The organism is Falseniella ignava, assembly GCF_002847645.1.
GTDB classification, from domain to species: domain Bacteria; phylum Bacillota; class Bacilli; order Lactobacillales; family Aerococcaceae; genus Falseniella; species Falseniella ignava.
In genome coordinates this window covers 1-12,287 of the sequence record NZ_PKHE01000010.1, presented here as the reverse complement: position 1 = coordinate 12,287, position 12,287 = coordinate 1, and the positions used below count along the sequence as shown (strand labels likewise).

13 protein-coding genes are annotated in these 12,287 nt (G+C 34.7%); 11 read left to right on the top strand and 2 right to left on the bottom strand.

All coding sequences use genetic code 11. The features are described 5' to 3' along the window. The 3 genes from CYJ57_RS07810 to nrdG form a co-directional block, all read left to right on the top strand. The coding region (locus tag CYJ57_RS07810) for a hypothetical protein (RefSeq protein ID WP_180764393.1) at positions 1-582 on the top strand (582 nt) is incomplete at its 5' end. A gap of 349 nt (positions 583-931) precedes the next feature. Further along, the gene (nrdD, locus tag CYJ57_RS04640) at positions 932-3,073 is read left to right on the top strand and encodes an anaerobic ribonucleoside-triphosphate reductase (protein WP_101954267.1); all 2,142 of its coding nucleotides are present in this window, start codon (positions 932-934) and stop codon (positions 3,071-3,073) included. 11 nt (positions 3,074-3,084) lie between these two features. Next, positions 3,085-3,669 carry an anaerobic ribonucleoside-triphosphate reductase activating protein gene (gene nrdG, locus CYJ57_RS04635; RefSeq protein WP_006701277.1) on the top strand — a complete coding sequence of 195 codons (585 nt, stop codon included), beginning with the start codon at positions 3,085-3,087 and terminating at the stop codon, positions 3,667-3,669. 43 nt (positions 3,670-3,712) lie between these two features. Here nrdG and pdxR read toward each other — a convergent pair whose 3' ends face one another. Beyond that, positions 3,713-5,116 carry a MocR-like pyridoxine biosynthesis transcription factor PdxR gene (gene pdxR, locus CYJ57_RS04630; protein ID WP_006701276.1) on the bottom strand — a complete coding sequence of 468 codons (1,404 nt, stop codon included), beginning with the start codon at positions 5,114-5,116 and terminating at the stop codon, positions 3,713-3,715. 129 nt (positions 5,117-5,245) lie between these two features. Between pdxR and CYJ57_RS04625 the strand changes: the two genes are divergently transcribed. Further along, positions 5,246-6,094, top strand: coding sequence for a pyridoxamine kinase (locus CYJ57_RS04625; protein WP_180764392.1), 849 nt, complete (start codon positions 5,246-5,248; stop codon positions 6,092-6,094). A 38-nt stretch (positions 6,095-6,132) separates the two neighbouring features. On the opposite strand, the gene CYJ57_RS04620 is transcribed toward CYJ57_RS04625, so the two are convergent. After that, entirely contained in the window at positions 6,133-7,452 is a 1,320-nt protein-coding gene (locus CYJ57_RS04620) for an MATE family efflux transporter (RefSeq protein WP_101954265.1), read from the bottom strand. A 71-nt stretch (positions 7,453-7,523) separates the two neighbouring features. On the opposite strand from CYJ57_RS04620, the gene CYJ57_RS04615 reads away from it, so the two are divergent. From CYJ57_RS04615 to CYJ57_RS04590, 7 genes are all read left to right on the top strand, one after another. Beyond that, entirely contained in the window at positions 7,524-8,324 is an 801-nt protein-coding gene (locus CYJ57_RS04615; RefSeq protein ID WP_101954264.1) for a MerR family transcriptional regulator, read from the top strand. Between the two features lie 118 nt (positions 8,325-8,442). Beyond that, positions 8,443-9,294: a zinc ribbon domain-containing protein gene (locus tag CYJ57_RS04610; RefSeq protein ID WP_101954263.1), complete on the top strand. Its 852-nt coding sequence runs from the start codon at positions 8,443-8,445 to the stop codon at positions 9,292-9,294. Positions 9,295-9,313: 19 nt separating this feature from the next. Beyond that, positions 9,314-9,799, top strand: a complete 486-nt coding sequence (locus tag CYJ57_RS04605) for an ABC transporter ATP-binding protein (RefSeq protein WP_244896582.1) — start codon at positions 9,314-9,316, stop codon at positions 9,797-9,799. A 16-nt stretch (positions 9,800-9,815) separates the two neighbouring features. Next, positions 9,816-9,983, top strand: a complete 168-nt coding sequence (locus CYJ57_RS07990; protein WP_244896581.1) for a hypothetical protein — start codon at positions 9,816-9,818, stop codon at positions 9,981-9,983. Then, positions 9,970-10,743, top strand: coding sequence for an ABC transporter permease (locus tag CYJ57_RS04600; protein WP_101954262.1), 774 nt, complete (start codon positions 9,970-9,972; stop codon positions 10,741-10,743). The genes CYJ57_RS07990 and CYJ57_RS04600 overlap by 14 nt, the downstream gene beginning before the upstream one ends. Positions 10,744-10,949: 206 nt before the next feature. Continuing rightward, positions 10,950-11,492, top strand: coding sequence for a hypothetical protein (locus tag CYJ57_RS04595; protein WP_101954261.1), 543 nt, complete (start codon positions 10,950-10,952; stop codon positions 11,490-11,492). A 255-nt stretch (positions 11,493-11,747) separates the two neighbouring features. Continuing rightward, the gene (locus CYJ57_RS04590; RefSeq protein WP_101954260.1) at positions 11,748-12,203 is read left to right on the top strand and encodes a pyridoxamine 5'-phosphate oxidase family protein; all 456 of its coding nucleotides are present in this window, start codon (positions 11,748-11,750) and stop codon (positions 12,201-12,203) included. The last annotated feature ends 84 nt before the right edge of the window (positions 12,204-12,287 follow it).

The window sequence follows — 12,287 nt, the reverse complement described above, 5'->3', positions numbered from 1 at the left end:
GAAGAAACAACTCAAGAGAGTGAAACAACTACCGAAGAAGTAACTTCGGAAGAAACAACTCAAGAGAGTGAAACAACTACTGAAGAAACTACGGAAGAAGTAACTTCGGAAGAAACAACTCAAAATTCAGAAATAACAGAAGAAGTCGATGAGAAAGAACAGGATGATCACACTGTGGACGTATCGCCAAGAAATATTGAAGAATTAATTGGATTGATTAAGGAATTAACTTATAAGTTAGCTCATTTAGATCAGTATCGTTATCCAAATGCATTGTCGATTGAAGCGATGCACCAACAAATCGAAGTAGCTAAACGGGCACTTAATGAAAAGACGAATGAGGAATCTATTAACAATCTGATTGAAATACTTAAGGCATACAATCGTGAATTTACGCTTAAATCAGGTGCAGCTATTCCATCAGCACAAAAGAGCAGTGTAGAAAGTGGTAAATCACAATCAAATAATCTACCACCGCAATATGGTCATTCAACAATTTCAATATCAGATTTAGCAATGTACAATTTATGGTATTTATTAATACTGACTATAGAGTTAGTCACTGATTATTTAATCCCATAATATTTTGCTTAAACATCCGATGCAAATCGGATGTTTTTTTATATTAATCAAAAATCGTACCTAATGAAAAATTTAATAAGAATATATTTTTCAATAAATCCTAATTAATACTTAAAATAATATCAAAATTAAGTGCCATTCTTATCTTAATTAGTATTACTGATTTTAATTTATCGTTTAAATTAAATTAATTTTACTAAAAGACCTTACACATCAGAATACTAACTAGATATTGTGAAATATAAAAAAAGTTTGATAACCCCTATATATTGTGTATAATTGTATGTGCACACACAACATATTGATTTTTGTGTTATCAGTACTCTATAAATCATATAGGAGGTCTATCATGGAATTAATTCACCAACCACAAACAGCTCAAAAAATTACAAAACGCGACGGACGTCGCGTTAAATTCTACCCGCATTTTATTTATCAATCCATTATAAAAGCGATGGGAGCAAATATTAATAAAGAAGTCGCTAACATCATTGCGCAAAATGCTTTAAATCAAGTCAACGAGTTAAAAACGACTAAGGCAATTCACCAATTTGTCATCCTTTCATTAAAGCATTATAAGCAGTATCAAACGGCCTTAAATTATGAAAACTTTCATACAAAACAATTTAAAGACCGAGAAGATCAACTAGATATTAAGAAAAAAATTACTCAACTCACTTCAGGTAATCGAAAAATGTTAAATGAAAATGCCAATAAAGATAGCCGTGTTTTTAATACGATGCGCGATTTAACGGCTGGAACGAGCGCTAAAGCAATTGGACTCAATCTTCTACCTAAAGAAGTAGCGAATGCACATTTAAAAGGTGATATTCATTTTCATGATTTAGATTATTCACCATATAGTCCAATGACGAATTGTTGTTTAATTGATGTTAAATACATGATGGATCATGGGTTCCAAATTGGCAATGCTGAAGTTGATTCGCCTAAATCAATTAATACAGCTGCCGCCCAAATTGCACAAATTATTGCAAACGTTGCTTCAAGTCAATTTGGTGGTTGTACCATTGACCGAATTGATGAAATTCTGGCACCGTATGCAGAACTGAATTTCAAAAAGCACCTTAAAACTGCTCAGGAATGGTTCCCAGAATCTGATATTATCGAAGAATACGCAAAATCACGTACGCAAAAAGATATTTATGATGCGATGCAAAGCTTGGAATACGAAATTAACACATTATATACCTCAAATGGCCAAACGCCTTTTACGACCGTTGGTTTTGGTTTGGGAACAAATTGGTATGAGCGTGAAATTCAAAAAGCGATTTTAAATATTCGAATTCAAGGCCTTGGTAAGGAAAAACGCACTGCAATTTTCCCTAAATTGGTCTTTACATTGAGAAAAGGGACCAATCTTCAACCCACTGATGTGAACTACGATATTAAACAACTTGCAATCGAATGTGCTACCAAGCGGATGTATCCTGACGTATTAATGTATGACAAAATTTTGGAACTAACTGGATCATTTAAAGCACCGATGGGATGCCGTTCATTTTTACAAGGGTGGCACAATGAAGCCGGAGAAGAGGTCAACGCTGGTCGTATGAACCTTGGGGTTGTTACCTTGAATGTTCCGCGTATTGCTTTAGAATCGAATCAATCTCCTAAGATATTTTGGCAACTGATGGATGAGCGCCTCCAAGTCATTAAAACAGCACTATTATATCGCATTAAACGTACGAAAGAAGCCGTTCCAGCTAATGCACCGATTTTATATCAACATGGTGCTTTTGGACATCATTTGTCTGAAAATGACGAAGTAGATACTGTCTTTAAAAATCGTAGGGCTACAATCTCAATCGGTTATATTGGACTTTATGAAGCTACAGCGTACTATTTTGGACGAAACTGGGAAAATAATCCGACAGCCAAAGCATTTTCTTTAGAAATTGTCAAAAAACTAAAAGAAGCTGCTGATGAATGGGCAGATGAATATGGTTATCACTTTAGTGTCTATTCAACTCCGGCAGAATCTTTAACAGATCGCTTCTGTCATTTGGATCAAGAAAAATTTGGCTTAATTGAAGATATTACGGATAAAGATTACTACACCAATTCATTCCACTATGATGTTCGTAAATCTCCAACCCCATTTGAAAAAATTGAGTTTGAAAAAGATTATCCAAAATATTGTTCAGGTGGGTTTATTCATTATTGTGAATACCCGAATATGGTACAAAATCCTAAAGCCCTTGAAACCGTCTGGGACTTTGCATATGACCGGATTGGCTATTTAGGAACGAATACACCGATTGATCATTGTTACGAATGTGATTTTGATGGCGACTTCGAGCCGACAGAGCGTGGCTTTAAATGTCCACAATGTGGCAATACTAATCCCGATACCTGTGATGTTGTGAAACGAACTTGTGGTTATTTAGGAAATCCTAATATCCGTCCAATGATTCATGGACGCCACGAGGAGATTGCTTCACGTAAAAAACACATGGGCGCTTCAAAGTAAAGAGGGGTATTATGCAAAAACAGCAACCTTTGTTTAAAAATCCAGCTCCGAAAGAGTGGAAAGCCAGTGAGTTATCGCGAAATAAAATTGCGGATTATAAAGCTTTTAATTTTGTCGACGGAGAGGGTGTTCGCAACTCCATTTATGTCAGCGGCTGTCCATTCAACTGTCGAGGGTGTTATAACCGAATTGTCCAAAATTTTAATTATGGTGTACCCTATACTGAAGAACTCGAACAACAAATTATCGATGACTTAAAACATGATTATGTTCAGGGGTTAACGCTTTTAGGTGGCGAACCATTTCTCAATACAACGGTATTAATTCCGTTGGTAAGGCGCGTCCGTGAAATTTACGGTAATACGAAAGATATTTGGTCATGGAGTGGTTATTATTATGAAGAATTGCTCCAAGATACTGAAGATAAGATTGAGTTATTGCACTTAATTGACGTCCTAGTTGATGGACGTTTTGACATTACAAAGAAAGATTTAACGCTGCAATTTAGAGGCAGTAGTAATCAGCGGATCATAGATGTGCCTCAATCGCTTGAAACAGGCAGCATGGTACTTTGGAAATCAGGTCAATACAGATGAGATGATAATAGTAAGGCAGCAATCAAACGATTTGCTGCCTTTTTTAAGTATTCTGAGAAGCATACAAATAATGATAAATTTTTTGTATTAGATGATCTATTTCATTTAACGGGATCGATGAATAATTTATAAATAATATCTGATCATTTTCAATGTTAGAATTCATTGTAAAATGACTTAATAAATTCAATTTAATGTGAGCTGATTGGATTTTTGATAGGAAACAAGTCGAATCAAACACAACAGATGGCTTCAAAAGAAGATGTAATCCTGCTTGCCCCCCTATAATGATGGCATTAGGATCGACATTTTTTATCGATTCGATTAACTGATTCCGTTTCTTTCGATAAAATCTTCGTGAACGATTCAAGTGTTGGATTAGATCACCTTGTTGTATAAATTCAGCTAAAACAAATTGACTTAACGTATTAACATCCATTGTATGATATACTTTAAAATTTTGATATAACAGTGCAAGAGAATCAGGTAAAACCATATAACTAATTCGTAAGCTTGGAGCGATATTACGAGAGAAACTGCCTAAATAAATGACTCTTTCATGTCGATCTAAATGTTTAAGACTTGCGATCGGCTGACCACTATACTTAAACTCACTGTCATAATCATCTTCGATAATATAGCGATTATTTGATTGAATCGCCCAATTGAGTAGCTCTAATCTGCGATCGACAGGCATAATAATACCAGTTGGGTACTGATGATTCGGTGTGACAAATGTAAGTCGTGACTTAGATTTTTGAAGTTGATCGATAATCAACCCAGAATCGTCAAGTCCAATGGGGCAAACGGTCAAAGAATGATGCTGAATCACTGGCATAATCCCCTGAAATCCCGGATTTTCCATTGCAATCCTATCCCCAGGGGATAAATTAAGTATTTCAAAGAGACGCGTCATTAAATAATTAGTACTCGGACCAATAATAATTTGATCAGGATGACAGGGCACGCCACGTGATTGACTTAAATAGGCTTGAATTCCATTTCTTAAACTAGGTAAACCACGATAATCTGTCATTGACAAGATAGGAAGATTGTCTGGCGATAAAACTTGTTGATAAAGCCGCCCAATTTTTTGATATGGAAATAATGCTGGATCCGGAACTGATTTTGTTAAATCATATTTATGTTTCGATATTATTTCTGATTCTGAAATTGGAATGTCACAATCAATTAGAGGGTATTGATTAGTAATATTGGCTACAAAATAACCTTTTCGTTCAATCGAATAGATGTATCCCTCATCTAATAATTGATTATAGGCACCCAGTACAGTATTTTGACTAATCCCATTTTGCATTGCTAATTGACGCTTACTAACCAACTTATCGTTATATTTCAATTCCCCTCGATGTATTTTATCTTTGATATCTTGATAAACTTGTAAATAAAGGGGGGTGTCAATCATTTGATTTAAATTTAGTTCCAATGAAACCTCCTACAACCATCTGGTACCATCCAAATACTATTTTTTGATACTATTAATAGTATCAGTTGTTCGGTAAAATATGAAGTACATTTCGATTGGAAATGAATAGAAAATATTAGGTGATGAATGATGAAGACAGAAATGATTATGGTAGTGAATGATTGGCCTGGATTAGGTAAAGCTGCTGCTTCAATTAATGTACCCATTTTGAATGCCGCGCAATACGAAGTGGCACTTTTACCTACATTATTATTATCTACACATACAGGATTTGAAGGATTTGTTATCAAATCACTGGGGGATTCCTTTATGGAATTTGCGAAGCATTGGCAAACACAACCAGTCAAATATCCAGCGATATTAACTGGCTATTTTGAAAATGCCGCTCAAATCGAACAATTTGTCACTTATCTCGAAATAATCCGATTAGACCAAGCTCAAGATGCCATCGTTGTAACCGATCCGATTATGGCAGAAGGGGGACAGCTTTACCCAGGATTTACCGAAGAGATTATTATTGGAATGCGCCATTTATTAAGTCAGTCTGATATCATTCTTCCGAATATTACGGAGGCCTATCTATTAGCTGATTTACCTTATCAACCGAGACCGACCCATGATGAATTATGCCAACTTACTGAAAAGTTGCATCAACTCGGTCCAGATAATGTTATTATCACAGGAGTTCACCATAATGAACAAATTGGTTTCTTTTTAAGTCAAAAAGACCATGAACCTGTCTACATTATGCACCAATATTATGAAACAGAATATTGCGGCACCGGAGATACCGCTATTAGCTTGCTAACGGTGTTTCACTTAGCCGGTGATTCTTTGGAGAATTCACTCAAAAAATCAAGTATCTTACTTGAAGAAGCCATGAATGTATCATATCAGCAAGGACGATCAAGAAATATGGGAATTAACTTCGAGAAAATTCTTCCTAAAATCGCTACAATGATGACAAAGAATATTTAAATCAAAACAGCACTCAGAAAAATTCGAGTGCTGTTTTCTTATGCTTGAGTACGTTGTAGTCTTTCTCGACGAAGAAAATATAGCGAAATTATTAAAGTAATCAATTCTGAAATGGTTAGGCAAAGCCAAATAATACTTGACCCGAATAGATTTGGGAAGGTAAAGACAACCAACGCAACCACGATGTAGCCACGCATCAATGAAATAATTAATTCATCTCGAGGCCGTTGAACTGCCGTTAAATAACCACCAATACCAATATTAAAACCTAAAATTAAAAACGAACTGCTAAACAGGCGCATGGCTCTAACCGCTAACTCAATAAATTCTGCTTCCATATGATTTAAAAAGATGGATAAAACTGCATTCGGGAAGAGTTGAATCAATAATACCATCATAGAGCTACTTACAAGAATCGTATACAAAACGTATTTCCTGAGTTGTTTAACATGTGTCATGTTCTTAGCGCCAAAATTATAACTCAATAAAGGCTGACTACTTTGAACAATCGCTAACATCGCATTTACGATTAAATTCATCAAGTATACAATCACAGAGAAAACAGCAAGTCCGTTAACGCCATAATGATTTGCGATGACTTGATTAAAAACCAAAATAGTAAATCCAGTAGACATTTCTGTGAGCGCTGCAGGGAAGCCAAAGCGAATCATATCACGTAGATCAATCCGACGCATCTTAAATTTAGTAAATTTTAAATTTGCACGATCCGATAGAAAATGAAGCGTATACCCAATACACGGAAGAACTTGCGATATCCCGGTCGCAATTGCGGCGCCACGCACACCCAAGTGGAAAATATAAATGAATACGTAGTCTAAAATAATATTGGTTAGAGCTGATACAACCATAAATATAATCGCTAAGTGCGGATGGCGATCTGCTTTCACCATAATTTCAAACATATAGGTCATACAGAAGAACGGACTAAATAAAATAATCGTTCCTAAATAAGCTAGCACATACTCATGGATTTCCGGTTCAGACCCAAGCAGAAGGGCAAGCGAATTTAAGTTAAAATAAGCAACCAAGGAAATGACAAGGGATACTCCTAGAGCAAGTGATAGTCCCATCGTAAAGTATTGATTCCCTCGTTGAATTCTTCCTCTACCTAACGAATAAGTAATTAAATTAGAAGTTCCAATCGCTAAGAGTATCGCACTCGCAAAAGAGAGCGTTACAAAAGGCATTGAGACATTTACTGCTGATAAAGCGAGGGGGCCAACACCTTGACCTACAAAAATACCATCAACCATCGTATAAGTTGAGTATAAAATCATTGAGCCAATCGTTGGCACTAAGTATTTTAGATATGTTTTAAATAATTTCTTTGTTTCCAATGAATAAAAGCCTCCAAAAATGATATAATACCACTATAAAGGTTGGAGTCGGTCCAAGGTCAAGGAGAATTATGAAACTACACTATACAATCGGTGAAATTGCTAAATTATATAACATTACGACCGATACATTGCGTCATTATGAGAAGGAAGGACTATTAATCCCTGAGCGAGCATTAAATGGTTATCGTATCTATACGTTATTTGATATTTGGAAACTCAATGTGATTACAACAATGAAACGTTTAGATATCTCATTGAAGGAAATCAAACAATTTCTAGAAGAGCGGTCGGTTGAAAAAGAAAAAGCCATTTTGAACCAAGAATTGCAATTTATTGAGGAGCAGATTAACTCCTTAGAAAAGCAGCGGCATTACATCAATCATCGAATCTTCGCTTTAGAAGATGCCCAAACAAATGATTTAATTAATCAAGTCCGATTCATCGATTATTCCGAACGGAAAATTATTCATTTAGAAGAAAAGATTGAAACGGATAACGAAGTCGACTTAGCCTTTCATCAATTAATGCAACAATCAAAAGAAACAATTCAAATATATAACCGCGATTTCGCTGTCTTACTTCCAATTGAGAAAATTCATCAAAGAAAATATAATGAATATAGTGATGCAATACTCATTGTAGGGGAGGGCCAGCCATACGACCGAACCCTTCCTCAAGGAACTTATGCAACATTGCGTTATCAAGGCTCTTATCAAAATGCTGAAAAAGCTTATAATCAGCTTCTGTTGCGAATAAAGTCGCTCGGATATCACCCAGGGCCATATGCAATTGAACGGTACTTAATCGATATTAACCAAACTTCAAATATTGATGAATATGTTACAGAACTGCAGGTGATCATTGAGTAAAAAAACTATATTTTTAGTTGCCATATTATCTTTATCAGTCTAAGAAATCATTATTGAATAAAAAAATTATTATCTGATTTGACTTTTTTATTATTATTAATTATGGGAGGAAATAATTATGAAATATTGTCCAAATTGTGGTACTGAAGTTAAAGAAGAGGATTTATTTTGTCCAACGTGTGGTACTAAACTAGAGAAAAACTCACACAGCACGTCGCTCACTAAATTCAAAATTGGAAATCGGACATTAAATCTACCTAAATATACTATTCCAGTAGGAATCTTATTATTATTCATCCTAATATATTTCAGCTTTTTCAGAAGTAGTCCACTGAGTGGCTACTGGGTGAATGAACGTCCAGAAGACCAATTTTATTTATTTAATGGTCAAGAAGTCAAAAAAACACATACTGATTATTCTGAATACTTAAAAGTTACATCCAACAACCAAGCTGAGTTTGTTTTTGAATACGATTTTGTATCAGATCATAAAATAAATTTTAAACTGAAAAAGCAAGGTAATCACTATCAAATTGACCCTAAATCCGTCACATTCAATTTAAATTTTGAGGATTATATTGAAGACAACTGGCTATATCTGTCAAAAGACGAGATTACAGATATTCTTAAAGGGAATATTCCAAGTTCATTTTATGAGGAAGACCCAGCCTTAATTAAAGCCATAACACCTTATATTGAACACTCAAACGATAGTTATCGACTTAAAATGACCGTAGCACAAGCAATGGGTGTTTTTCACGAGTTACCAACTGACTCACTGGAACTCTTAGAATATTATTATGATTTTTCACTCGATGAGCTAGATAAAGAAATCAATGATTTCCTAAATGGATTTATTTTTAATTTAAACAATAAACAAATTCTATTCGTCGAACACTCCAATCCATCCGCATTGAGTTTTGTCGACTTGGATGATGATTTTTATCTAAAACTTTATCGAATTGACTAATAAACGAAAGGTGAAATGAATGACGATAACTTCATTATTTCAAGCCAAACAATTAAGTTATACGGCACCCGATGGCTACCAAATTATTGAATCTGCTAATTTTGATATTAAGGAGGGAGAATCGGTCTTAATCACCGGTCCCTCTGGGAGTGGTAAATCCACTTTATTAAAATTATTAGCCTTAATGATTTCTCCCACATCAGGGACACTAGCCTATCAAGGTAAAAATATTGCATCTTATGATCCAATCGAATATCGTAAGGAAGTTTCATATTTCTTCCAAAACCCACTACTTTTTGATCAAACCGTCGAAGAAAACTTATCTTTCCCATATGAGATTCGACATCAAACCTTTGACAAAGCCCATGCGATTGATTGGCTTCGAAAAGTCCGTCTTGATGCATCCTACTTAACAAAACATATTGAAGAACTGTCAGGGGGAGAACGTCAACGAATTGCTTTTATTCGTAATTTATTATTTTTTACCCGAGGTGTTATTACTTGATGAAGTTACATCTTCATTGGATAAAATAAATCGTGAGATCATTGCGCATGTCATAAAAGATTTAAAATCTGAACGCGAAATTACCGTACTGATGGTGTCACACTTAGACGAAGATTTAACTCATTTTGACCAAGTACTTCAAGTAGAAGATAAGAAAGTAGGGCAGAGCGATGAATTCAAATAATTTATCCATTTACTCATTACTTTTAACATCATTACTCTTGTTAGTTCCAGTCGTAATATCTTATAAGGAGCACTTAGATGTTGAAAAAGAAGTCTTAGTAGCAGGAATTCGAGCTGCGATACAACTATTTATTATCGGATATGTTTTACAATTTATTTTTAATGTTAATAATCACTTATTAACAACTTTAATGATTATTTTTATGATTTTTAATGCCTCAATGAATGCGAAACGTCGTTCAAAAGGAATTAATAATGCTTTTTTCATCTCCTTTGTCTCTATCGGCGCAGGGGCAATCATTACACTGGGAATCCTCATTCTCACCGGCGCAATCCAATGGACACCACGAGAAGTGATTCCAATTATGGGCATGTTATCTTCCAATGCTATGACTGGAATGAGCTTAACCTTTAACTCATTGCACAGCAAATTCACTGATCAACGACAAAAAGTACTCGAGAAATTGGCACTTGGAGCTACAATCCATCAAGCTTCAAAAACCGTCGTTAGAGAGAGCATTAAGACAGGGCTAATACCGAATATCGACTCAACCAAAATGGTAGGTCTTGTATCGTTACCCGGAATGATGACTGGGATGATTATGGCAGGCGCAGAACCAACGCAAGCCATTCGTTACCAATTGGTTGTAATGTTTATGATCTTATCTTCAATCAGTTGCTCAACGATTATTGGTGCATATTTAGCCTATCCTAAATTCTTCAATCAAAAAGCTCAATTAATTGTGGAAGAGAAGAAATAAAAATTCTAATAGCTATTAACTTGAGGAACAGTCTCAAATCATTTATATTTCCTTGATAAAATTAGGATACGGTTATAAAAAAGGTGAAAGTCTAACCGAAACATAATATATCCTTGACTAACTTAATGTTTTGTTCTATAATCGGGTTAGTATAATGCTATACATATATGTATCGCATAAGTTTTTAAAAAAGGGGAGGTATATTCATGAAAAAATTATTTTTAACCATCGTTTCTATCGTGTTGCTGTTACCTTCACATAATATATTTGCTGAAGAAAATTACAAAGTATATACAACTTCAGACGAAAATGCGGTTATTGAACAAATTTTAATTTCGGAAGATTCATTAATCCTATCTTTTGCTGGAGGTGCTATATACGAAAAATTTATTGAAATCATACCATACTTACAAATAGAAGACGAAGCGGCAATTAAAAATGCAAATCCAACTATGCCAAGTCAAAATCAACCGAATGAGTCTTTAGTTTCAAAAGCTAAGGAACTCGAAGAACAAGGTCTTGCTGATAGAGTAATTTATGGAGAATTGTCTAAAATTTATGACCAAGTTCAATATGTCGTTAAAATAAATGGATCGTTTATTATAGAATTTAATGGAATTGATATCTATAATAAAGATAACGTTCTAAGAGTTAGATATAACAAAGTTGTTGTCATTGACGCACAAATTGAAGATGATAAGTTAATCTTAGATAATATAGAATACACACTTGAATCTGAATCTGAGTAAACCCTTTTAAATAAAAGCAAGCCAACCTATTTTGATAGGGTTGGCTTGCTTTTATTTTTAATGTAATTTAATCATTGACTGGGGATATAACGTATGGTAGCTTTGTGGTAAGCTACTTGAAAATAAGTTCACAAGTGGATTCTCAAGAATGCGAATGATAAAGTGTCATAGGGTGTTAGTCAAACTTTTATCTTTCATATTAATTAGTTTACATAATATATATTATCGAACAATTATTTTAAAAGGAGTCTTTCTATGTTATTAGATGATATTATGCAACAATTAGCCAAAAATGGTCTTGCTATCTTTTCAACGGCTGATCAAGATGGTAATCCCCATGCAAGACCGATTCATATTGGTTTAGCAAACGAAGATGGTATTTATTTTATGACAAGTCCGGATACTCACTTTTACCAACAACTAATGGCTATCCCAAAAGTTGCCATTACAAGTTATCGTGAAGAAGATTATTTTATCGAAGTAATCCGAATTGAAGGTGATGTTCGACCAGTTGATCGTACAATGCTAGATGTTTTGCTACCAAATCATCCTTATATTGATCAAGTTTATCCTAATCACACTGATCATTCATCAATGCAAGTCTTTCAATGTTACCAAGGGGTTGGTTTTTACCATAGTTTAACACAGGGACATCGATATACCTTTGATTTCAAGTCTAATCAATCGAGTAGGAGACTAATCATTAGTTGATTAGTCGTCCTCTCACACCACCGTACGTACGGTTCTCGTATACGGCGGTTCAATAATGTAAGTACACTTGCTCTGCCAACTGGG